Raw genomic sequence first — 23,526 nt, 5'->3', positions numbered from 1 at the left:
CTGGTGGGAATAATGTTGATTCGGAAGGTTGATAAATATGCTAAAGAAACACGACAGGCAGTGGACAAAAAAACAACGCCATCGGCTGAAACAGGTGGCATGGGTGAATATCGTTGCCCAGATTTTATTTCCCGTGGCGGGGGCGTTTACCCCTGCCGTGGCAGCCGCCAGAATCGGCGATGAAATTGATGTGCCTCCATCCCAATCCCGTCGGATACTGGCGGACAGCCTGAAACAAGCCGCCAGCCATGACGTACCCCCCGCCGATGCCGGAGACAATACCGAGCGTTGGCTGGCGGGTGTCGCCTCCCGTGCCGCGGGAATGCTGAAAAGCGGCAATCTGGTGGACAGCACCAAGAGCCAGTTACGCGGTATGGCGGTCAGTGAGGCCAATCAGGCGGTGCAGAACTGGCTGCGACGGTACGGCACTGTTAAATTACAGGCCAATGTGGATGACCGCGGGCGACTGGATGGCAGCCAGTTTGATATGCTGCTGCCGCTGTATGACACCGAAAAACGGATGGCTTTTACCCAGTTCGGCCTGCGCCATATTGACAGCCGCACCACCGCCAACTGGGGGCTAGGGCAGCGCCATTTCCTTGATGGCGGTATGTTTGGTTATAACGCCTTTCTTGACCACGACATCACCCGTGACCATACCCGCTTCGGGGTGGGGGCCGAATATGCCCGTGACTTTATGAAATTCGGAGCGAACGGTTATTTCCGTGCCAGCGGCTGGAAAGATGGCAAGAAACTGAAAGATTACGATGAGCGCCCCGCCAACGGGTTTGACCTGCGCGGCGAAGGGTATATTCCTGCCTACCCGCAACTGGGGGGAAAGCTAATCTATGAGCAGTATTTTGGGGATGAAGTCGGGTTACTGAGCGAAACACGCCGGCAGAAAAACCCGGCGGCCTTTACACTGGGGATGAACTATACCCCCATTCCGCTGGTGACACTGGGGCTTGACCGCAAACAAAGCACCTCTGGCGGTGGGGAAACGCTGTTTAACCTTGGCCTGAATTATGAAATTGGCACACCGTGGTCAAGACAGGTTGACCCGTCTGTCGTGGCCTTCAAGCGCAGCCTGCAAGGCGGGCGTTATGATTTGGTCGAGCGTAATAACCAAATCGTACTGGAGTACCGCAAGAAAAACCTGATACGCCTGATGATGGAAAACCGGATTAGCGGGCGTGGCGGTGCGGTCATCCCGCTGAATATCAATGTCAGTGCCAAACATGGCCTGAAAGAGATTATCTGGGATACCGCCGGTCTGGTGGCAGGCGGTGGCAAGCTGGAAAGTGCGAATGCTTCGGCGCGATCAGCCAGTTTCGCCGCTGAACCCGTTCGCGGCGGCACCCATTACCTGCTGACCCTGCCACCGTTCCATGAGAAAGGCAACAATACTTATACCTTATCCGGTATCGCCTATGATACACAGGGTAATGCCTCTGACCGGATGGAAACCCAGATACAGGTGCTCTCTTCCGCGGTCAATCCGGCCGATTCGGGATTCGAACCCGCCAATAAATCGATGGTGGCTGACGGAAAAACCCAGACGGTTATCCGCCTGAAACTGACCGACAAAGACGGCAAGCCGGTGACCGGGGCTGCGGGCAATATCAAACTGACTGATGATAAGACCAAACTGACCGGTGACGGCAAAGACCCGGCACTGGGAACAGAAGTGAAAGAAGTGCCGGAAGGCAGCGGGATTTATGAAGTGACCGCCACCGCCGGGACTAAACACGGTAAATGGACTATCACGCCTAACGTTGACGGCCATGCCCTGACACCCACGGTCATTGATTTCGGTGATTCACTGGCAAACATGATAGATGCCGATCGCACTGAATTTAAGCCGGAAGCGGGCACCCTGAACAAGGAAGGTGACACAACCGACATCATCTTGAACCTGAAAGACAAGGACGGTAACCCCATTACGGGGGCGGCCGATAAAATCACACTGGATAAGGATAACAGCGAACTGTACGGTGAACCACCTTATCCTTCATTGGGTGAGGTGAGAGAAGATCCGACTGGCAGCGGTATCTATAAAGCCAAGGTGACTGCCGGCAAGAAAAAAGGCACCTGGAAAATTACGCCGAGCGTGGATGGCAAGGCGCTGAAACCCGCCACCATCACCTTTGGTCAGTCTCTGACGGACATTGTGGATACTAAAGGTTCACAGTTTACGCCGGAAACCAACGTATTGGCGGCCAATAACGAGGACAGCACCGTCCTGACCCTCCATCTTAAGGACAAATCCGGCAATCCTATCCCGAATGCTAAAGACAGTATCACGTTTGAAGACAACGGCGATACGCTGACAGGTGACGGCAAAAATAAACCCACTATTGATAAAGTTTGGGAAGAGCCGGCGGGCAGCGGCATTTATAAGGTGAAAGTCAAAGCCGGCGATAAAACCGGCCCGTGGAAAATCACGACCAAAGTAGAGGGCAAGCCACTGGAAACGCCGACGGAAATCACCTTTGGTGCGTCAAAAGCGGAGCTGGTTGACCCGGATAAATCCGAATTTGTAGCGGAAAAAGGTGATCTGCCCAATGAGGGGGATACCACCGTCATCAGGCTGAACCTGAAAGACATCAATGGTCACCCGATTACCGGGGCAGAAAACAGTATTAACCTGATACCGGACAACCATGAGTTGTATGGCAAAGGTGAAACCCTGCCGGTTTACGGCAAAGCCAGAGAAGTCCCGCCGGGCAGTGGCCTGTATGAAGTGCCTGTCACCGCCGGAGCGAAAAAAGGCAAATGGACGCTGACCCCCGAAGTGTTCGGTAAGCGGCTGAAACGCGCTGCCACCATTAACTTCGGTCAAACGCTGGCGGATATATTGGATAGCAACAGCCCCGCCGTTGAGCCGACAGACGGCAGTAATGCACTGGCGGCGGATGGCGTTTCCACCAAAACTTTACGGGTTGTATTGAAAGATAAACAGGGCAAACCGGTAACGGGGGCAAAAGACAGCATCAGTGTCTCTGCATCAGGGCAATTGCAGGGGGAAGGTAAAGATCCACAGATAAGTGACGTTAAAGAGGTGTCAGACGGGATCTATGAAGTCGTCGTGACCGCCGGGCGGAAAACCGGTAACTGGACATTGACCACGGCCGTGGACGGCACGGACAGAAAACAGGAGACGGTAATTGAGTTTGATGAAAACAAAGCGCCCGGCATCAGTGGCCTGCAACTGGAAGGGGTTTTGCATGTCAACGGCGTCCTGCATGCCCTTTATCAGTTTGAGGCCAAAGACGGCAACACCACTGACCGCTCGTTTTATGTCTGGGGAGAGAAAGGCACGACAGCGAAACGGGTGATGAAGTTAGCCGATGAAGCGGGGGTAAAAGAGCCGATAGAATTGGCGCAGAAAAACGGCGAAGGGCGGGTTGCCACCGGTGCGGCGGATAAGGACAAGGTGAAATACACCATTGAAAGCAGCGATATCGGCAAGGTACTGGAAGTGTCGATACTGGCAGCGAATGAGGCGAATTTACGGGCTAAGGCACCGCTGACTGCCGATGTGAATGATCCGAAATTTAACCAAGGCATTACCGGGAGCAATGGCAACGGTGGCGTGGCTGATCCGGAGGCCAAACCGCTGGTGAACATTGTTGAGTTGACTGGTAATCTGACATTACCGACGACCTTAACGGCCAGTTACCAATTTGAACCCAACGGCGGGGATGCAAAAGATAAATCACGCACTGCCTGGACAGTGAAAGGCGAAACCGTAACTGACTGGAAAGATATTACCAACACCAGTCAGGGGAGACAGAACGGGCAGGCTGTTGTCACACTGGAAAAAACGGATGCCACGAAGATTGCCGGTAAGGTGATCGTCATTTCTATTCTGCCAGTTAACGGAGCAGGGCAGGATAATCAGGAAGGCATTGCGACGGTAACCACAGACCCGAAAGACCCTTTGAACAAAACCACCAGTGGTGGTCAGGATAAGGATGGCAATCCTACCGGAACTATTGTGAATCCGGATGCGAAGCCAATTATCAAGGAACTGATATTGGGAGGGTATCTTGATATCGGCAAAGAGTTGACCGCCACTTATTCCTTTGATGCCAATACTGGCGATCCGAAAGATACCTCCGAGTACACATGGAGCCGCTTAGACAGCACGGTAGATGGTAAACCCATTACAGAAACACCCCATAAAATAACGGGGGGAACAGTGATTGGCAATGGTAAGGTGCCACCCCATAAAGTTTCTTTGGAAGATGTTGGCAAGTTTATCGAAATTAAGGTACAGGCAAGACACAATGGGAACCTGCTTACTGACCAAATCCTTACCGTAAACTCAAGTCAGGGTGAAGATGCAGGGAATGGCAATAAAGACATGTCGGGAGCGGGCAATGGTGAAGGTCGGATTATTAACCCTGATAATGGGCCGCAGATAAGTGATTTGAAGTTAAACCTGTCAGGCGATGGCACTGTACTTACAGCCACTTATAAATTTGATCCTAACAATGGGAATACGGAAGACAGATCCCATTATCAATGGGGCACATTTTTACTGGGAGAAGAAAACCAAACAGATATTGAAATAGCCAACGCCCAACATGTGGAGAAAAATCAAGATCCTCACCAGCAACCTCATCGTGTCCCTGATTTTCCATTGAAACCAGAGTACGCAGGTAAGTTGATTGGACTGAGTATTCAGGGCCGCAATGGTTACAGTGAGATCAATCCAAATGATGATAAAGGAATAGGTAATACAGTATCAACGGATACCGCGAAATTCTCCGACCTATCGGGGGTGAATTCGGATGGAACGATGAAAGGCATTGCAGATGACTTTAGCGTCGATGCGGATAAAACCACCGCCAAAGCCAAAATCGATCTGGTTGATAATATCGCTGAGCCGATTGAGTTAACGATCAAAACCCAAAAGGATAAAAAACCGATTGGTGGTGTACCGGTGACCATTAATCTGTCTGCGGTCAGTCGTTATCAGAAAGCCAAAGAAACACCTACCGCAGAACTGGAAGTGCAGAAGGGGGTTTTATCTAAAGGACAAGGGAATACATATTCTGGTCATACGGATGAGCATGGTGAGCTTGTAATCAAGATGACTGATTCTAATGGGAAAGGGGTGAAGACAACGTTGAAAGTGACAGCGCAGGGGGTTACAAGTGAGAAATCACAGGATGTTACCTTTACGGTGATTACCAGCCCTGATGTATCGGTGGCTAATTATTGGGGGCATATGGCTGAATATATCGAACTTAATGGAATAAAATTTTATCGGACTCCATTACATAAGGAATATCCTGGAAGTAAAGACGAGGATGGAACTTTGGATAATGAGGATTGGGCATATTTTAAAGCTAGTATAGCTAACACCCCCTGTACTAGAAAAAATAAAATTTTGCCAAGTCAAAAACTATTAGTTGATTTATATAACAACCATCCAAATGATGAGATATATAAGAGATATGGCTGGCCTACAGATTGGCAATATTACTCATCCACTATTGGTTCTGATGGAAATCGAACCTTAGTTAGTCTTTGGGATGGTTCAGTAATTAATGGTAATGATGCTAGTAATCGGTTCGTTGCATGTCGTGATTCTAATTAGTTGGAGTTTATCTGAGGAGAAGTGAATTACTTGAGATTTGGTGGATGGTTATGATTAAGACGCCCAATTTCAGGAACTTTTAAGTGTAGTTGTTCAATTTAAAACTGCCCCTAACGTTATCCCTGCCAAAACCAAGGGGCAGTTTTTATTCTCAGTACCTACTCTTAATCCGAAAAACCTGACTCACTAACACCAACACACCCACCACTAAATAAGCCGCAAAAATACCAATCAGCCATTGCGGCATATCCAGTGTTAACAATTCCCACTGTTTCACCGAACAATCCCCATAGGCCTGAAATACCGAAGGCAGCCACTCATGCAACGGCAACCAGGACGGGAAACTGACAAAGAAATCGCAGGTATTAAAGGGAGAAGGGTGTAACTGCATCATGGTGTGATCCCATGCCAGTTGCAATCCTTGCCATGCGCTGTAAATCCATAACAATATTGCCAGCCAGCGCAAAGGGGTTTTAGGGGCAATGGTGCCAAGCAATGCCGCTCCCAAAATACCAAACAGGGCAACACGCTCATAAATACACATAACACAAGGTTGTAACTGCATAACATGCTGAAAATAGAGTGCGGTGGCTTCTAAGATAAGAGCTGTCAGCGCCATTAATAGCCATGCACCTCGCCCTTGGGAACGCTGTTTTAAAAACTGGAACATTTTTGTTCTTCCCATTTATTAAAGATAAATAATTGGCTTATTGTGCCTTTTCATCCGCCATAAAAAAATAAAATTAAAGTCAACTGCGCTATTTTTTCAGGAAGAACGTTAACAAAAAACCGGATAGTGTGGTCTTACACATTATCCGGCAGGATACAACAGTCAATTCTGTTAACAGTTATAGCGGTGCAATCAAACCCAGTTTGGTGAGATATTCAGTGGCAGGAACCAACCAAAACTCAACGCTCAGCAAACCGACTAATGTCATCACAATAGTATAAGGCAGTGCCATCATCACCATGCGGCCATAAGAGAGACGAATCAACGGAGACAGGGCAGAAGTCAGTAAGAACAGGAAAGCGGCTTGCCCATTGGGTGTTGCGACAGAAGGCAAGTTAGTTCCTGTATTGATGGCAACTGCCAAATATTCATACTGTTGTTGTGAAATCAGACCGTTTTTCAGGGCGGTCAGAGCTTCATTAATATACACCGTACCAACGAAGACGTTATCAGAAACAGCAGAAAGCAAGCCGTTGAACAGATAGAATAAGGAAAGCTGCGAAGCCGGCGAAGACTGCAAGACAAATTGAATGAATGGCGTAAACAGTTGTTGGTCAACAATCACGGCAACCACAGAGAAGAATACCGTTAGCAATGCAGTAAACGGCAGGGCTTCTTCGAATGCTTTACCCAAGGCGTGTTCTTCAGTGATACCACAGAGTGCAGTCGTGAGAATAATCACTGACAGGCCAATCAAGCCCACTTCGGCTAAATGGAAAGCCAGTGCCACAATCAGCCAAATGCCAATTAACGCCTGCACGGCGAGCTGAACTTTTTCCTGACGGGTACGCTTTTCACTGGCTTTCTGGTCATAGTCTTCTAACACTGAGCGAACACGTTCCGGTAATTCAGCGCCGTAACCAAACAGTTTAAAGTGTTCAACCAGCAAACAAACCAGCAGGCCACAAACAAACACCGGAACGGTGACTGGTGACATACGAATAAAGAAGGTGACAAAATCCCAGCCAACGTGCTTGGCAATAATCAGGTTTTGTGGCTCACCGACCATGGTCATTACGCCACCCAGAGCAGTACCAATACCTGCGTGCATCATCAGGCTGCGCAGAAAGGCACGAAACTGTTCCAGTGTCTGCTTTTTATCTTCGCTATCAATGAATTTATCGTCATTGAGTTCAGAACTGCCATTTTGGGAAAGGAATTGGTGGTAGATGGCATAAAATCCGACTGAAACACTGATCACAACAGCAATGACGGTCAGGGCATCAAGAAAGGCAGATAAAAAAGCACTTGCCAGGCAAAACGCCAGTGCCAGCATTTTCTTGGAGCGGATGCTTAATAACAGCTTCGTGAAAACAAACAGCAAGAGCTGTTTCATGAAATAAATACCCGCAACCATGAAAATCAAGAGTAAAATGACTTCCAGATTGTTGCTGATTTCATGGCCTATCTGTTTTGGCGAAGTCATTCCGATGATGACGGCTTCAATGGCAAGTAACCCGCCGGGTTGCAAAGGATAACACTTCAATGCCATTGCCAGAGTGAAGATAAACTCAACAACGAGCATCCAGCCAGCAATAAAAGGGCTGACAAAAAAATAAACCAGTGGATTGATGATAAGAAAGACAATGATAGCCAGTTTGTACCAATCCGGCGAATTGCCGAGAAAGTTTTTCACCACTGCACGTCGTATACTGATTTCCATTATTGTTAACATTCCTCTTTAGTAGATACGTGGAATAAATCTAAATCGCCAAATCTGGACAATCCAAAACTAAGCCATAGTACGCTCAACACGATAGCAATTTAAGGGTATCAGCGCATAATTAATCCGTGAATGACTGAGTTTTTTATGAACCCTTTCACTCTTTCACGGTTTATTTACCAGGTAACTATGTCGGACAAACACATTCTGGTATGATCAACAGCTATTATTAGCCAAGAAAACTGCTTTGGAATAATTAAAATTATGGTAATTAAGGCTCAAAGTCCTGCGAGTTTTGCGGAAGAGTATATCATTGAAAGTATTTGGAATAATCGCTTTCCACCCGGTTCCATACTGCCAGCAGAGCGTGAATTATCTGAATTGATCGGTGTCACCCGTACGACTTTGCGTGAAGTGTTGCAGCGCCTTGCCCGTGATGGCTGGTTGACTATTCAGCATGGAAAACCAACAAAGGTCAATAACTTCTGGGAAACATCCGGTCTTAATATTCTGGAAACCTTGGCGCGTCTTGATCATGATCGCGTTCCCCAGTTAATCGACAATTTATTGGCGGTGAGAACGAATATCGCCGCTATCTTTATTCGTACTGCGTTCAGACATAATCCTGAAAAATCACTGGAAGTTCTGGCAGAAAAAGAAAATGTGGAAGATACCGCCGAGTCTTTCAGTTCTGTGGATTATAATATTTTCCGTGGCTTGGCCTTCGCATCAGGCAACCCGATCTATGGTTTGATTATTAATGGACTGAAAGGGTTATATACCCGTGTTGGTCGTTATTATTTCTCCAGCCCTGAAGCACGTAAGCTGGCAATGAATTTCTACCAACAGTTGGGTTTACTGTGTCAGGAACAATCGTATGACAAAATCATGGATTGTGTGCGTAATTATGGTAAAGACAGTGGGATTATCTGGCATGGTATGCAAAGTGCCATGATCAATGAATTAACAGAAGCACATTTCGGCTGATTATACTTTTTATATTATTCTTTGACTTGATGCGTTGTTGATGACGCTTGTTCTCCCCGGTTACATAGTCATGTTCTATATACCCGCCCTGAAAAGCGGGTAAGGAGACAACAACAAGAAAAGAAGTGTTATTGCAGGAAAAGCAGTTCTTCACGGCTCAGGCCGGTAATTTCCATAACCAGTTCAATACTGTCACCACGTTTTAAGAGGGTACGGGCAATATTAACTGAGGCCTGTTTTTCACCTTGCCGTATACCTTGCAACATTCCCTGTTGAATACCTTCTTCCCGACCTTTTTCCTGCAATCGTTGTGCAATACTCATGATGACTCCCTGCCTGTTCTATTAATTGCTGGATCACCTGTTCAAAATGTGGCGAATCCATCGTCACAAACAGGTAGTTCAGAATAGTCACAACATCGTTGTCACTATTATAGTTATGTTTGAGGGCATGAGCCAACAGTGTAGTCACCGTTTTAAAACCCTCACGCAAATTCTTGTGCTTCATCGCCAGCTCCATCACGGCGATTTTGCGGTGACTGACCAGTTCATTATCATCAATAACGGTCACATCAACCAGCGGAAACGGGTTGAAGTACATTTCCTCCGCCAGTTTAGGCAATGAGAAGCATTGCGTCCAGACCTGTTGGAACGGATAAGGGCTGGTATCGCCATGATAAAATAAAACGGGTACAACCAGCGGCAATTCCTTATTTCCCTGCTGCAAATGTTGATTCATCGCCATAAAAGCATAATGTATCATTCGCCATGCCATCATTTTATCCGGTGTGGACTGATGTTCAACCAGCACATAAATATAACCGTCACCTTGTTGGGTTTTCACCGAATAGAGCACATCGGACATCCTTGAACGTAACTGGCTGTCAATAAATGAAGAATTAGTCAATCTTAAGGTATTAAAATCACACAGCTTCTTGATTTTATCCGGCAGATGAATGTCAAAAAAATCGCGGGCATTCTCGATCCGAGCCATAAACCCTTTGAACGTGGCATCATGAGGGGTAGGGGTTGTTTTTTTATTCTTCATTTTTTCTTATCAGGATTGTTCTGCCTTGGTTACATGACTTAACGCTTCAATAAATAGCCTCTGTTGTTTTTTCGAGAACTACCATCGTCAGTCTCAGCTAATTTGGGTCCCGAACCGCTATTGATTGCAGGTAGAACGGTTTTCGTTTGCAGGCCGTCTGCACTTACCCGCCCTGAAAAGCGGGTAAAAAGACAACAAGAAGAAAAGAAGTATTATTGCAGGGAAAGCAGTTCATCACGGCTCAGGCCGGTACTTTCCATAACCAGTTCAATACTGACGCCATTTTTTAAGAGGGTACGGGCAATATTAACTGAGGCCTGTTTTTCACCTTGCCGTATACCTTGTTGCATACCTTGTTGCATACCTTGCAACATCCCCTGTTGAATACCTTCTTCCCGCCCTTTTTCCTGCAATCGTTGTGCAATACTCATGATGACCTCCTGATGACTCTCTGCCTGTTCTATTAGTTGCTGGATCACCTGTTCAAAATGTGGCGAATCCATCGTCACAAACAGGTAGTTCAGAATAGTCACAACATCGTTATCACTATTATAGTTATGTTTGAGGGCATGAGCTAACAGAGTAGTCACCGTTTTAAAACCCTCACGCAAATTCTTGTGCTTCATCGCCAGCTCCATCACGGCGATTTTGCGGTGACTGACCAGTTCATTATCATCAATAACGGTCACATCAACCAGCGGAAACGGGTTGAAGTACATTTCCTCCGCCAGTTTAGGCAATGAGAAGCATTGCGTCCAGACCTGTTGGAACGGATAAGGGCTGGTATCGCCATGATAAAACAAAACGGGTACAACCAGCGGCAATTCCTTATTTCCCTGCTGCAAATGCTGATTCATCGCCATAAAAGCATAATGTATCATTCGCCATGCCATCATCTTATCGGGCGTGGACTGATGTTCAACCAGCACATAAATATAACCGTCGCCCTGTTGGGTTTTCACCGAATAGAGCACATCGGACATTCTTGAACGTAACTGGCTGTCAATAAATGAAGAATTAGTCAGCCTTAAGGTATTAAAATCACACAGCTTTTTGATTTTATCCGGCAGATGAATGTCAAAAAAATCACGGGCATTCTCGATCCGAGCCATAAACCCTTTGAACGTGGCATCATGAGGGGTAGGGGTTGTTTTTTTATTCTTCATCATCCATTTTACCACCTGTTTTAGTTGGTAAATCAAACATACCAAAAACAATCAATTACACAATTACTTGAAAAGCTATATTATCCAAACAGGGCTTAATGTGACAGAACCACTCACATGCTATTTTGATAACAGTTTCAAATATTCTTCAAATTATCGTCATATATAGATCCATGGTTATTCAGTAGATTATGGCTGGAATGGGTACGCAATGTTTTCATTTGTCTCAACATTAATTGATGACTCGTCTGTAAATGAAGGCCAACCATATGACTTTGTTATAAATTTATATGAGTAGTACTCTTTACCATCATCAATGAACTTCAGATTCAAGATGCTCCATCCTTCATCATGACAATGCAAGTTTTTTGCATAATCATCTTCAGAAAAGCAAGCCATTATCATTTCCCTTGATGAAAAATGAATATTTTTAAATGCCGCTTCATATGAACCATCATTATTAATCATCATAAAATCAGCATATTCTTTTTCACGACCACCGCCAGCATATGCCGTTCCCCATTTCGAAACCAAGGCGACAGCTTGCTTTGTCTTGCTCAATGGGTATAATGCTGGATATATATAAACACCATCCTTGGTCAATTCATCATCAGGATCAGAACCCTCCTCATAACTATGATTGTAGCCACCAAATTCCCATAAACCATCTTAACTACCACAGCTTCTAGTTCCGGTCGCTGAAGCAGCAAAGCTGGCGGGTTATCCATTTGATACTTTATTGATATTTAATAGATATTCGATAAGTATTTAATTAATGCTCATTGAGTATGCCTTTAATACGAGCGTACAACCTTTTACTTTTGTAGCTATAAAATTTTTGTCACTTTGATTTTGAGATGAGTTTTAGAGTAAAAAACTGCCAATAGATGCCTGAGTTCATATATTTTATTAGACGTGCCGAAAATGACCGTGTTTGATACATAGATGAAAGCTATTATAAATCAATAGATTAAAAAGTTGGCGCTTATCGCATGAATAAGGTCATTATCCCAAGACATACTGTTTTAGCTAATGCTCTGTATTTTCTTGCCAGTTCTTTCTGAACTTATTTACACCTTTATGTTTTTGGCTCCTTAATTAACGCTGAAAATTCATCCAACTGTATAATTCAATTTTTTAAATTATTATTCTACCCAATGAATATTTGATCGAGATTTTATTTTGTATTTTTTGTTTTTGTTGGTTTTTAATGTAATTTTGCATTGTGAATTTAATGTTTCTTTTTTGCCGCAAAAATCACTTTGAAAGATGAAGGTTAGAGGGGGTTGGTAGAATTTAATTCCATATTATTTTATTGATTTAATTTAAAATTTATGAATTTCTGCATTCATTGCAAATAAATGCCTTATCTTGAGTTTGTAATGAAGTTGTGACTTGAATCCTAAAAGTTGATTAATTATGTTTCAGCCTATTATTCTGTATTGGATTTTTATCTTTAGCATATTATGCTTGTGAGAATGATTCACCAACGGAGTGCAAAATGAAGGTTCTTATTTTAGGCAGTGGCGTTATTGGCGTAACCAGTGCGTGGTATCTTGCGCAGGAAGGTCATGAAGTTATTGTCATTGACCGCCAGAATAGTGCCGCTGAAGAGACGAGTGCCGGTAACGCTGGTCAAATATCACCAGGGTACGCGACACCTTGGGGAGCTCCTGGGATCCCACTTAAAGCAATAAAGTGGATATTTCAACGACATGCACCTTTGGCTATTCGTCCTGATGGTTCATTGTTTCAATTACGCTGGATGTGGGAAATGCTGCGTAATTGTGATGCAAGCCATTACGCTATGAATAAAAGCAGAATGGTACGTTTGGCAGAATATAGCCGGGACTGTATTAAGCAATTAAGGGCAGATACCGGTATCCAATATGAAGGGCGTCAGGGAGGAACGCTGCAACTGTTCAGAACAGCTAAGCAATTTGATAATGCTGCCAATGATATTGCTGTGTTAGAGCAAGAAGGGGTGCCTTATCGGTTATTGACTGCCGAACAATTAGCAACTGTGGAACCCGCTCTTGCCCATACTTTCCATAAACTGACCGGCGGGTTGCAATTACCAAATGATGAAACGGGTGATTGCCAGATTTTTACCAAGCGATTGGCAAAAATGGCAGAAGATGCAGGCGTGAAATTTATTTTTAATAAGCACGTTAAGCAGATTTTGGTGGATGGGCATAAAGTATCGGGTATTCAATGTGATGATGGCATGATGACTGCTGATCATTATGTGGTGGCGATGGGTTCTTATTCCACTGAAATATTGAAAAATCTCGTCAAAATTCCGGTTTATCCAATGAAAGGCTATTCATTAACGATGCCGATTATGGATGAATCAAGGGCACCTGTATCAACGGCGCTTGATGAAACGTACAAAATTGCCATTACCCGTTTTGATGATCGTATTCGCGTCGGTGGTATGGCAGAAGTTGTCGGTTTTAATTTGGACGTTCTTCAAAATCGCTGTGAAACCCTGAAGATGGTTGTGCAAGATCTTTACTACAATGGTGGCAAGATTGAAGAAGCTTCATTCTGGACGGGTTTACGTCCGATGACGCCAGATGGGACGCCTATCGTTGGCCCAACCAAATATTCGAATCTATATTTAAATACCGGGCATGGAACACTAGGCTGGACAATGGCTTGTGGTTCAGGAAAATTATTGGCTGATTTAATTTCAGGCAAGAAACCTGATATTGCGGCAGATGATCTCTCTGTATTTAGATATATTAATGGGTTCAATATAAAAGTGCTTCCAATGAAGCCTCACTTACATACTGCATAAATCATAGAAAAGGGGTCGTTATGCCACGTCCTATTTTGGCAACGATCCATCTCGAAGCATTCCACCATAATTTATCGGTTATTCGCCAAAGGGTGGGTAACAGTAAAGTCTGGTCGGTAGTGAAAGCGAATGCGTATGGGCATGGATTGGACAGAATATGGCAATCACTCATACAGACAGATGGGTTTGCACTGCTCGATATGAATGAAGCTATTTATTTAAGAGAACAAGGATGGCAGGGACCAATCCTATTATTGGAAGGTTTTTTCAAACCATCGGATTTAGACATTATTAATGAGTATCGTCTGACAACCGCAGTACATAGTCATTGGCATCTTGAGGCGATAGAAAAAACCAGGTTGGACAATCCCATTGATATCTATTTGAAACTTAATAGTGGTATGAATCGGTTAGGATTCACACCAGAAGAATTTCCGCAGGTAGTTTCAAAAGCGAGAGGGATTAAAAACGTCAATTCAGTGACTTTAATGACTCATTTTGCCAATTCTGATAATGGGGTTGGTGTTAATGAACAATTTGCGGTTGTTGAACGCTTGCAAATGAACTCACTTCCTCATTGTTTGGCGAACTCTGGCGCTGTCTTGTGGTATCCGAAGACACATGGCGATTGGGTTCGTCCGGGCATTATTCTCTATGGTGCATCTCCAAGCGGAAAGTGGCGTGATATTGCGGATATTGGATTGAAACCAGCTATGACGTTGCAAAGTGAAATCATTGCGGTCCACGAGCTTCCCAAAGGGGAAAAAATTGGCTACGGCAGCCGCTATACAACTCAGAAACCCATGCGTGTAGGCACAGTAGCATGTGGCTATGCGGATGGATATCCGAGACATGCTCCAACGGGAACCCCTGTCATAGTTGATGGTATCCGTACTCAATTATTGGGCGCTATATCAATGGACATGATGACCGTTGATCTGACTCCATGCCCACAGGCAAACATAGGCAGTACTGTCGAATTGTGGGGAACAAAACTACCAGTGGATGAAGTTGCCGAGTCGGCAGGCACTATTGGATATGAACTCCTGTGTGCTTTAGCGAAAAGAGTCCCTGTCACTGTTACTTAATTTCTTATTCTTAACGGAATACCATCTTCTGAGGAAGTAATGTTGTTCGGTTAAAGTATTTTGAATAGTCTTATATCGCTGAAATAATCCAGAGGATTTTGCTTTCTCTGGATTATTCTATGTCAAATTATTCTATTCCTAATTATTTTATGCCTAATAAATTGTCTCGTTGGATAGTTTTTATTTTTGAGTAACTGTGCTGATCACAATATTTGATGTGATTTTTTCAGAGTGGCGGGCAGCACAAAATATATCTAATACTGTATGATTAATCGTTAAACTGAGATGCAGCGGGATCTTTTTCAACCCTTGCATATTGGTGTTTGTTTTTAATACGAATGTTTTTTAGCTATTTGTTTTACAGGAAACTAAATTAACAAAGACTCATTAAAGTGGAAATAACTTAATATGAATAAAAATAAGGTATTTGTTGCTGTAGCTGGTCTGTGCTTATTTTCTTCTGTGACATATGCTGGTGAATGGTCTGTTGGTTTGTCGGCAGTGTATGAGGCTAAACCTTACAAGGGCGCGAAAGCGCAGGATAATTTTCTGCCCGTTCCTATGGTTTCTTATGAAAGTGAAAACTTTTATTTTCATACGTTGACCGCTGGTTATTACCTCTGGAATCAACCCAAAGATGAACTCTCTGTTGATGTCTTTTATTCTCCGCAAGCCTTTCATCCCAAAGATAGTAAAAATGAACAAATGAAGAAGTTGGATCGCCGTCGTGACACGATGATGGGTGGCTTTACTTATCAGCATCATGAAGACTGGGGAACACTGCGTGCTTCTGTTGCTGCTGATATGTTAGGAGAGAGTAAGGGGATCCGAGCGGACTTTTCCTATTTATATAGTATTGAGCAAGGTGATTGGGTATTGAAGCCTGGCATTGGTGTAATTTGGGATAGTAAAAAACAGAACCGCTATAGCTATGGCATAACAAAAAGAGAGTCGGCACGTAGTGGGTTAGCTGAATACACACCAGGAGATAGCTGGAGTCCTTATTTTGAATTATCTGGTTATTATTCTCTTAATGAAAGTTGGACAGCCTTCATGGCAGGGCGTGTCGAATACTTACCTCATCAAATTAAAGATAGTCCGATGATCAATCGTTCATACTCCGGTATTATTTGGTCCGGTATTACTTATACGTTTTGATTTTCCTTCCAGATAGCTACTGAAAAGCTGAACTTTGCCATAACAATTGCAAAGTTCAGCTTTTCATTACTTTTATTTAATAACCATCAGGAATTTTTCGGCAGCGAATAATAACAGACAACCTATCTGGATCGCTATTTCTGGGATGCAATGGGTTATTGATACGTGCAGTTTCGATACAGGCCATATTTTTATAACCTTCCCGACTCATATCTTTCATATTATTGGAAAGTTCAGCGCCAGGGTTCCAGCATACTACATCGCTATGGTGGTAATGGTGTATTTCAATCGTTCGCTTCCACAGGGAGTCTCTCAATAAACTGAAATCGTCTGGCTCTGTATAAATGCGGTCTGTTCGTCCCTTAAAAATTAAATCTTCATGGGCGTACATTTCTCTGTCTGTAATAGTATCAATAAAATGAGCACCAAGCCCACTGACTCGAATTTGATTGATGTCACTGACATTGAAATAAGAGTGAAGGGCGCCAGTAGCTTGATATTCACCGTGACATTCCAGCTCTATTTCGCAGGTTTCCCCTAATTTAAAGCGGGCAATTAGCGTGAATTCATGTGGCCATAATTTATGAGTATAAGCGCTACTCTGGAGAGTGAATGTCAAAATAACGCCATTTTCGTTTTCATGGTGTGCTTTGAGCTCCCAGGGCAGTATTCGGGCAAATCCGTGGCTGGGAGCCGAAACTGGACCGAACCAGGGCCAACAGATGGGAATCCCACCACGAATTGCTGTACCTGCTCTAAAGGCAGTTTGATCACTTAACCATAATACGGGTTTTTCACCACCAGGCTGCCATGTGAGCAAATGTGCCCCTTGAATGCTAATCGCACCGCGTACTTTAGGATGGGAAACAACAATCAAGGGAAAGCCGTCGATGTTTCGTTGACTGATATAAGGGGATATCTGTTCTACAATCGGTAATGAAAAAATTTTATCAAGCATTTGCCATAACCTTATGTAAACCTGAATAGGTAACATCTTGAATGAGTAGTGGTGCTAAGGCTCAAGAATAGCTCAATGTTCTGAAAATATAAATTTGGGAATATAAAAAACCACCCGTAAACAGGTGGCTTTTGAATATGGAGAAAGCTCGATTACTTAGAAATATGAGCGATCAGATCCAGAACTTTGTTTGAGTAACCTGTTTCGTTGTCATACCAAGAAACCAGTTTTACAAAGTTGTCGTTCAGGGCAATACCTGCTTTTGCATCAAATACAGAAGTCAGTTTTTCACCGTTGAAATCGGTAGAAACAACGTCGTCTTCAGTATAACCCAGGATGCCTTTTAACTCGCCTTCTGCTGCTTCTTTGATTGCGTCACAGATTTCTGCGTAAGTTGCTGGTTTTTCCAGACGAGCAGTCAGGTCAACAACAGAAACGTTAGGAGTAGGAACACGGAAAGACATACCCGTCAGTTTACCGTTCAGTTCTGGGATAACTTTACCTACTGCTTTTGCTGCACCAGTAGAAGATGGGATGATGTTCTGAGCTGCACCACGGCCACCGCGCCAGTCTTTCGCAGAAGGACCGTCAACAGTTTTCTGAGTTGCAGTTGTTGCGTGAACAGTTGTCATCAAACCTTCAACGATGCCAAATTTGTCATTGATAACTTTAGCCAGTGGAGCCAAACAGTTAGTGGTGCACGATGCGTTAGAAACAATATCCTGACCTGCATAAGCGCTGTGGTTGACACCCATTACGAACATTGGCGTGTTGTCTTTGGATGGGCCAGTCAGCACAACTTTTTTCGCGCCCGCAGCGATGTGTTTACGTGCAGTTTCGTCAGTCAGGAAGATACCTGTTGCTTCTGCAACAACGTCAACACCCACTTCGTTCCATTTCAGGTTAGCTGGGTCTCTTTCAGATGTAACGCGGATGGTTTTGCCGTTAACAACCAGCTGACCTTCTTTAACTTCAACAGTACCGTTGAAGCGGCCATGGGTTGAATCGTATTTCAGCATGTAAGCCATGTACTCTGCATCTAACAGATCATTGATAGCAACGATTTCAATATCTGAACGCTCTTGTGCAGCACGGAAAACAATACGGCCGATACGACCAAAACCGTTAATACCTACTTTGATAGTCATAGTATTCCACCAGCTATTTTTTAGTGAATTAAAAGTTGTTTCTAAAGTTACCAAAATCTTGCCAGCCGTCAAGCGGAATCGTGTCAACAATTGAAAAAGATCAATTTAATAATCACTACTTGAACGATTGTTATACGGCCGGGACAAGCTCTACGCACACCATTATCGGGGTATAGGGAGATATTTAAAGTTACCATCGGTTAGATATGTGAGACTTATCACAATTAGTAAGGTAAATTGCTGTGTTGAATGGGTTAGAATGCGTTTTAACATGTTTATGTTGATTTTTTGTTGTTTTCGATGATTTTTTATTGAAAATATTGGCCTTAAAAGGTGGTCATCATGGCTAAAAGTCAAAATATTTCCCTTTCTATAGAACAGCTTAGTACAATGCAGCGCCATGTTACACAAGAAGCTGGCACTGAGCCGCCGTTTTCAGGAAAACTACTGCACAACAAAAAAAGTGGTATTTACCATTGCCTGTGTTGTCGCCAGCCATTATTTGTTTCAGAGACTAAATTTGATTCCGGATGCGGATGGCCGAGTTTTTACCAGCCAATCAATGATGATTCTATCACTTACCTTGATGATTATTCACATAATATGCACCGGATAGAGGTGCGTTGTAGCCATTGTCAGGCCCATTTAGGGCATGTTTTTCCCGATGGCCCCAAACCGACAGGGGAACGTTTCTGCATTAATTCAGCAGCATTGCGTTTTATCGATAAAGAAACAGGCGAAGAAACAGCAGGTTAATGTCATTTAAGGCTGCTTTTTGAACTCAGGTGAAACTACTGGGTTAATAGTGCAAAAGAAACGATTCAGCTTTAGTGTTAAAATTATGTTGTTAATTTGCAATTATATTAATTGAAATAGTGTCGGCTTATAGTAATGCTCAGTGTCATCGTGTAAATAATATAAAGTAGCCATGTAGCCGTTAAGGAATATTAATGAAGTTGGATGATTTAATCTCTGCCATGACACCCGAAATTTATCAGCGATTGGTTCAGGCTGTCGAATTAGGAAAATGGCAGGATGGCGTACCGCTTACGCCAGAACAGAAAGAACATAGTTTACAGGCGGTGATGCTTTGGCAAGCCAGGTATAATCATGATCCTGAACATATGACGATTGGCACAGATGGCCAAATTACTGTCAAAAGTAAACAAGAGCTAAAAGCGACATTCCAGTCTGAAATGGTTGCAAAATTAAAACCACAATCAGAAGACTGATATGAATTGAATCGAAATAAAAACCTCGTCCTTGGCTAAAATTATTTTTAGCCAAGGACGAGGCGACTTTTGGTGTTTACAAAATCGATACTATTTCGCTTTGTGAGATTAATTTAGCACCCTTGGATGCCATTTCCTCAAAGGCATGCTGGCTGTCATCAGGCTGAATATTGACACCACGACAACCATCTGTAATCACATAGGTCTCGTAGCCGAGAGCCAGAGCATCAAGTACAGTAAATTTAACGCAGTAATCAGTAGCAATGCCCAATACAAGTAAGCGTTGTATATTATGTTCAGCCAGCCATTCATGTAGTTGAGTTTCGCTTTTATGGTCATTGTCGAAAAATGCACTATAACTATCTATCTGGGGATTCTCGCCTTTTTGGAAAACTTCCCGGATAGCAGATTGGTTCAATAAAGGATGAAATTCTGCTCCAAATTGCCCCTGTACACAGTGAACCGGCCACCATATTTGGGGAATGCCATTAAGCTCACCTAATTCCCCCATTTTTTGCCCGGAATTTACGGCAAAACTCATGTGGTTTGTTGGGTGCCAATCCTGACTGGCAATAATAGCAATATGATTCTTCTGGCTATTATTTTCCTGACAGAGGGCGATAACTTCATTCGCTACTTTAATGACAGTCTCGCTCTCTTTAACCGCCAGTGCGCCCCCGGTACAGAAATCATTTTGCAGATCGATAAGTAATAATGCTGTTTTCATCATATTTCTCGATTTATCTTTTGATTAATCATCTGAATAGCTCAATTCACCGCGCAAATTCTGCTGCATCAGGTAGCGAATTTCTTCGGGTGTGTAAGATTGGCTCAATAAGTAGTGCAATTTCGTCAAGGCGGCCTCGAAAGTCATGTCATAACCGCTGATAACACCTGATGCAGCCAGTGAGTGACCGGTAGCATATCCCTCCATATTGACCCGGCCAGAAATACATTGAGTCAAATTAACCACGATAATTCCTCGCTCGGTCGCTTCTCTTAATGTTTTTAGCAAAGAGGTACATTGCGGGGCATTGCCAACTCCATATGATCTTAAAATCAATGCCTTAACCGGTTGCATCAGGATGTTTTCTACCACTTGGCTGGATAAACCTGGATAGATGGTTACAACACCAATCGGTTGCGATGTGATCGAATTGACGACAAATTCGCTGTGCTTGACAGGTATGGGGCTTGTTTTGAAGGTGCGAATATTAATGCCTGCTTCCATTAATGGTGAACAGTTAGGGGATGAAAAGGCATCAAAGCCATCAGCGTGGGCTTTAACTGTTCTGTTTCCACGAAACAATTTATTGTTGAAAAACAGGCTGACTTCGTTGATAGGGTAGTTTGCTGCAAGGTACAAGGCGTTAAGTAAGTTTGTCTGACCATCAGAACGTAGTGCTTCTAAAGGAATTTGTGACCCTGTCACAATAACCGGCTTGTTGAGGTTCTCAAGCATGAAAGAAAGCGCTGAGGCAGTGAAAGCCATGGTGTCGGTGCCATGCAGAATAACAAAGCCGTCATAGTCATGATAATTTTGGTGGATATCATTTGCGATAATGCCCCAGTCATCAGGGCTCATATCAGAAGAGTCAATCAGAGGTTGATGTTCACGGATCGTAAATGTTGGCATTTCTGGGCGGTGGAATTCAGGCATTTTTGCGAGTTGCTGTTGCAAATGGCCGGAGACAGGAATGTACCCATTAGGAGAATGCTGCATCCCGATTGTGCCGCCAGTGTAAACAACATAGATAGATTTCTTCTGCATGATCACGTCTCAATAAAAATATTTAGCCGGATTATAGGGAGTATGGGGAATAAAAAAAGCCTGATCGTGAAATCAGGCTTCAAATTTGATGTATACCCGTCGCGACGCAACTTGAAATCTATTGGGCATAGATGAGTCGTTTTTTAACGGATATCGACACAGTTCAGACAGAATGTATAAATATGCTGCGGATCATTCATATTGTTATAAAACACGGCCTGTTTTTTCATGTCTTGAGCAACCTGAGAAAACGGCGCTGGCAACATTGATTGCAATGTATTTGGCAGCAGGGCTTGTGCTGATGAAGTGAAACCTAACATCATTCTTTCAGAGAATGAAAGTTCAGGCTGCATCCAGTTCAGTGATACGTTTTTAACTCCTGCCAGTTCAGAGGCTTTTTTGACAGCATCATCAAAATCACCCAACTGATCGACTAAACCAAATTTTTTGGCATCAAAGCCGCTCCAAACACGTCCCTGAGCAATTTTATCGGTTTCATCCAGCGACTTATTGCGTGAATGTGCAACCAGTTTGATAAACTTACTGTAGCCATTTTCGATAGACAACTGTATTACATCGGAGGCTATTTGGTTAATGCCTTTGGTTGTGGAGATATCTGCCAGTGGCGTTGTTGAAACACCATCAGTATTCACACCGATATAATTCAGGCTTTTTTCAAATGTTTGAAACATACCAAAAACACCGATAGAGCCTGTTAATGTATTTGGATCTGCAATGATGTAGTTGGCCGGGGTGGATATCCAGTAGCCGCCTGATGCCGCTAAACCTCCCATTGAAACCACAACAGGTTTAGCGCCTTCACCATTATTTTTTCCATTGCCATAGCGGATGGCTGCAATTTCACTACGAATAACCTCTGATGCACCGACACTGCCACCAGGGCTGTTTACCCGCAATACGATCGCTTTTATGTCAGGATTATTGCGTGCTTCACGTAGCTGCTCCACAATTGTGTCACTTCCTACTACGCCTGGCTCTTCTTTACCATCTAGAATCGCGCCTTCAGCAATAATAACAGCAATATTACCTTGATTATTGCCCAGAGTTTGTACTGGTTTCAGGGCAATATAATCATAGATGCTGATGTAGTTGAAATGCTTTCGTTCCGCATCCCAACCAAAGATTTCCTTCATTTTATTTTCAACAGTACTGCGTGGCTCAATATAATTGACCAGCTTGTTTTGATACGCATACAGTGCGGCATCACCACCTGCTTTACGAAATTTTTCAAGGAAGTTAGTTGCAGCAGGGGATATTTGTTCGGCAGAAGTCTTCCTGTTAGCGGCAATGGTATTTAAGTAATTATTCCAAAGCTCATTGAGCCACAGGCTGTCAGCTTGACGTGCTTCTTCTGACATATCATCCCGTAAAAAGGGTTCCACTGCCGATTTATAGGTTCCTACACGAAAAATATGGGTAGAAACTTTCAGCGTGTCCAATAATGATTTGTAGTACAAATGATTAGTCGAGAAACCATGGATATCAACTGTACCTTGTGGGGACAGGTATATTTCATCTGCATAACTGGCTAAATAATATTGTGATTGACTGTAAGCATCACCCATTGCAAAAACAGGTTTGCCCGCCGCTTTAAATTCGCTGATGGCTTTGCCGATATATCTCATGGAAGGCTGATCTGCACCGATAAAGTTATTCAGCTTTAATACCATTCCAGTAATTTTGGGATCATTTTTGGCACGACGAATGCTGTCAACAATGTCAAATACAGAAGTTTCCTGTGAACTTTTACCGGAGGAGTCGAAAAGACTTTTTCCCAACAGATCAAGCGGGCTGCGAGCGGATACTCGGTCAAGAACTATACCAGATAGATCTACATATAATGCGCCTTGGTAGTTATCGTTAGAATTAGATTGGTGCTGGTAAGCGATTATGCCAACGGCAACGACAACAATCAGCAGGATAAAGATAAAATTAGAAATAAGTTGGCGAACGAAATTTAGCAGCTTCCAACTCCATTTAAATAATGACGCTATAAACTTCCATAAAGTACGCATATCGTCTCCCGTTATGGTATCAAATGGGGTTATCCTAATCAGCTTATTTGCAAATGTCAGCCAGAAATCACGTGAGTGGTTGAAAAAACGATTTCTGTGCTTTCATTCATTAACAAATAAACAGAGAA

16 protein-coding genes and 1 pseudogene are annotated in these 23,526 nt (G+C 43.6%); 7 read left to right on the top strand and 10 right to left on the bottom strand.

Annotated features, from left to right (window positions below):
- The first annotated feature begins 37 nt into the window (after nucleotides 1-37).
- On the top strand, nucleotides 38-5,611 hold the full coding sequence (locus Xenpb_RS12705) for an inverse autotransporter beta domain-containing protein (protein ID WP_187654661.1): 5,574 nt from the start codon (nucleotides 38-40) through the stop codon (nucleotides 5,609-5,611).
- Between the two features lie 151 nt (nucleotides 5,612-5,762).
- Here Xenpb_RS12705 and dsbB read toward each other — a convergent pair whose 3' ends face one another.
- Entirely contained in the window at nucleotides 5,763-6,281 is a 519-nt protein-coding gene (dsbB, locus tag Xenpb_RS12700) for a disulfide bond formation protein DsbB (protein ID WP_187654660.1), read from the bottom strand.
- Between the two features lie 178 nt (nucleotides 6,282-6,459).
- Nucleotides 6,460-8,004, bottom strand: coding sequence for a sodium/proton antiporter NhaB (nhaB, locus tag Xenpb_RS12695; protein ID WP_187654659.1), 1,545 nt, complete (start codon nucleotides 8,002-8,004; stop codon nucleotides 6,460-6,462).
- 264 nt (nucleotides 8,005-8,268) lie between these two features.
- Here nhaB and fadR point away from each other — a divergent pair, with 264 nt between their 5' ends.
- Nucleotides 8,269-8,991, top strand: a complete 723-nt coding sequence (gene fadR / locus Xenpb_RS12690) for a fatty acid metabolism transcriptional regulator FadR (protein WP_099114850.1) — start codon at nucleotides 8,269-8,271, stop codon at nucleotides 8,989-8,991.
- Between the two features lie 128 nt (nucleotides 8,992-9,119).
- Here fadR and Xenpb_RS12685 read toward each other — a convergent pair.
- The 3 genes and pseudogenes from Xenpb_RS12685 to Xenpb_RS12675 form a co-directional block, all read right to left on the bottom strand.
- A pseudogene (locus Xenpb_RS12685) lies at nucleotides 9,120-10,038 on the bottom strand (Rpn family recombination-promoting nuclease/putative transposase).
- A 212-nt stretch (nucleotides 10,039-10,250) separates the two neighbouring features.
- A complete protein-coding gene (locus Xenpb_RS12680; RefSeq protein ID WP_187654671.1) occupies nucleotides 10,251-11,204 on the bottom strand; it encodes an Rpn family recombination-promoting nuclease/putative transposase in 954 nt (317 codons plus the stop codon).
- A 189-nt stretch (nucleotides 11,205-11,393) separates the two neighbouring features.
- Entirely contained in the window at nucleotides 11,394-11,765 is a 372-nt protein-coding gene (locus Xenpb_RS12675) for a hypothetical protein (RefSeq protein WP_222942963.1), read from the bottom strand.
- A 940-nt stretch (nucleotides 11,766-12,705) separates the two neighbouring features.
- On the opposite strand from Xenpb_RS12675, the gene Xenpb_RS12670 reads away from it, so the two are divergent.
- The 3 genes from Xenpb_RS12670 to Xenpb_RS12660 all read left to right on the top strand — a co-directional run bounded on the left by Xenpb_RS12670 (nucleotide 12,706) and on the right by Xenpb_RS12660 (nucleotide 16,253).
- Nucleotides 12,706-14,007 carry a D-amino acid dehydrogenase gene (locus tag Xenpb_RS12670; protein WP_187654657.1) on the top strand — a complete coding sequence of 434 codons (1,302 nt, stop codon included), beginning with the start codon at nucleotides 12,706-12,708 and terminating at the stop codon, nucleotides 14,005-14,007.
- A 20-nt stretch (nucleotides 14,008-14,027) separates the two neighbouring features.
- Complete coding sequence (gene dadX / locus Xenpb_RS12665; protein WP_187654656.1) at nucleotides 14,028-15,095, top strand: catabolic alanine racemase DadX; 1,068 nt, start codon at nucleotides 14,028-14,030, stop codon at nucleotides 15,093-15,095.
- A 408-nt stretch (nucleotides 15,096-15,503) separates the two neighbouring features.
- Complete coding sequence (locus tag Xenpb_RS12660) at nucleotides 15,504-16,253, top strand: MipA/OmpV family protein (RefSeq protein WP_187654655.1); 750 nt, start codon at nucleotides 15,504-15,506, stop codon at nucleotides 16,251-16,253.
- Between the two features lie 76 nt (nucleotides 16,254-16,329).
- Here Xenpb_RS12660 and Xenpb_RS12655 read toward each other — a convergent pair whose 3' ends face one another.
- Both Xenpb_RS12655 and gapA read right to left on the bottom strand, forming a co-directional pair.
- Complete coding sequence (locus tag Xenpb_RS12655; RefSeq protein ID WP_187654654.1) at nucleotides 16,330-17,211, bottom strand: D-hexose-6-phosphate mutarotase; 882 nt, start codon at nucleotides 17,209-17,211, stop codon at nucleotides 16,330-16,332.
- Nucleotides 17,212-17,363: 152 nt separating this feature from the next.
- A complete protein-coding gene (gene gapA, locus Xenpb_RS12650; protein ID WP_099114842.1) occupies nucleotides 17,364-18,359 on the bottom strand; it encodes a glyceraldehyde-3-phosphate dehydrogenase in 996 nt (331 codons plus the stop codon).
- A 342-nt stretch (nucleotides 18,360-18,701) separates the two neighbouring features.
- Between gapA and msrB the strand changes: the two genes are divergently transcribed.
- Complete coding sequence (gene msrB / locus Xenpb_RS12645) at nucleotides 18,702-19,115, top strand: peptide-methionine (R)-S-oxide reductase MsrB (RefSeq protein ID WP_187654653.1); 414 nt, start codon at nucleotides 18,702-18,704, stop codon at nucleotides 19,113-19,115.
- Nucleotides 19,116-19,309: 194 nt separating this feature from the next.
- Complete coding sequence (locus tag Xenpb_RS12640; RefSeq protein ID WP_187654652.1) at nucleotides 19,310-19,591, top strand: YeaC family protein; 282 nt, start codon at nucleotides 19,310-19,312, stop codon at nucleotides 19,589-19,591.
- A gap of 76 nt (nucleotides 19,592-19,667) precedes the next feature.
- Here Xenpb_RS12640 and pncA read toward each other — a convergent pair whose 3' ends face one another.
- The 3 genes from pncA to sppA all read right to left on the bottom strand — a co-directional run bounded on the left by pncA (nucleotide 19,668) and on the right by sppA (nucleotide 23,398).
- Nucleotides 19,668-20,318: a bifunctional nicotinamidase/pyrazinamidase gene (gene pncA, locus Xenpb_RS12635; protein WP_187654670.1), complete on the bottom strand. Its 651-nt coding sequence runs from the start codon at nucleotides 20,316-20,318 to the stop codon at nucleotides 19,668-19,670.
- A gap of 24 nt (nucleotides 20,319-20,342) precedes the next feature.
- Nucleotides 20,343-21,362 carry an asparaginase gene (gene ansA, locus Xenpb_RS12630; RefSeq protein WP_187654651.1) on the bottom strand — a complete coding sequence of 340 codons (1,020 nt, stop codon included), beginning with the start codon at nucleotides 21,360-21,362 and terminating at the stop codon, nucleotides 20,343-20,345.
- 143 nt (nucleotides 21,363-21,505) lie between these two features.
- Nucleotides 21,506-23,398 carry a signal peptide peptidase SppA gene (gene sppA, locus Xenpb_RS12625; protein ID WP_187654650.1) on the bottom strand — a complete coding sequence of 631 codons (1,893 nt, stop codon included), beginning with the start codon at nucleotides 23,396-23,398 and terminating at the stop codon, nucleotides 21,506-21,508.
- Nucleotides 23,399-23,526: the final 128 nt, after the last annotated feature.

The organism is Xenorhabdus sp. PB62.4 (assembly GCF_014467285.1).
Lineage (GTDB): Bacteria > Pseudomonadota > Gammaproteobacteria > Enterobacterales > Enterobacteriaceae > Xenorhabdus.
Note: the sequence above shows the minus strand (reverse complement) of the source record. Positions and strands in the feature narration are given on the sequence as shown.

Bases quoted from the DNA above. Each gene is read 5' to 3' on its own strand.
- Xenpb_RS12705 (WP_187654661.1), top strand. From the start codon at position 38: ATGCTAAAGAAACACGACAGGCAGTGGACAAAAAAACAACGCCATCGG.
- dsbB (WP_187654660.1), bottom strand. From the start codon at position 6,281: ATGTTCCAGTTTTTAAAACAGCGTTCCCAAGGGCGAGGTGCATGGCTA.
- nhaB (WP_187654659.1), bottom strand. From the start codon at position 8,004: ATGGAAATCAGTATACGACGTGCAGTGGTGAAAAACTTTCTCGGCAAT.
- fadR (WP_099114850.1), top strand. From the start codon at position 8,269: ATGGTAATTAAGGCTCAAAGTCCTGCGAGTTTTGCGGAAGAGTATATC.
- Xenpb_RS12680 (WP_187654671.1), bottom strand. From the start codon at position 11,204: ATGAAGAATAAAAAAACAACCCCTACCCCTCATGATGCCACGTTCAAA.
- Xenpb_RS12670 (WP_187654657.1), top strand. From the start codon at position 12,706: ATGAAGGTTCTTATTTTAGGCAGTGGCGTTATTGGCGTAACCAGTGCG.
- dadX (WP_187654656.1), top strand. From the start codon at position 14,028: ATGCCACGTCCTATTTTGGCAACGATCCATCTCGAAGCATTCCACCAT.
- Xenpb_RS12660 (WP_187654655.1), top strand. From the start codon at position 15,504: ATGAATAAAAATAAGGTATTTGTTGCTGTAGCTGGTCTGTGCTTATTT.
- Xenpb_RS12655 (WP_187654654.1), bottom strand. From the start codon at position 17,211: ATGCTTGATAAAATTTTTTCATTACCGATTGTAGAACAGATATCCCCT.
- gapA (WP_099114842.1), bottom strand. From the start codon at position 18,359: ATGACTATCAAAGTAGGTATTAACGGTTTTGGTCGTATCGGCCGTATT.
- msrB (WP_187654653.1), top strand. From the start codon at position 18,702: ATGGCTAAAAGTCAAAATATTTCCCTTTCTATAGAACAGCTTAGTACA.
- Xenpb_RS12640 (WP_187654652.1), top strand. From the start codon at position 19,310: ATGAAGTTGGATGATTTAATCTCTGCCATGACACCCGAAATTTATCAG.
- pncA (WP_187654670.1), bottom strand. From the start codon at position 20,318: ATGAAAACAGCATTATTACTTATCGATCTGCAAAATGATTTCTGTACC.
- ansA (WP_187654651.1), bottom strand. From the start codon at position 21,362: ATGCAGAAGAAATCTATCTATGTTGTTTACACTGGCGGCACAATCGGG.
- sppA (WP_187654650.1), bottom strand. From the start codon at position 23,398: ATGCGTACTTTATGGAAGTTTATAGCGTCATTATTTAAATGGAGTTGG.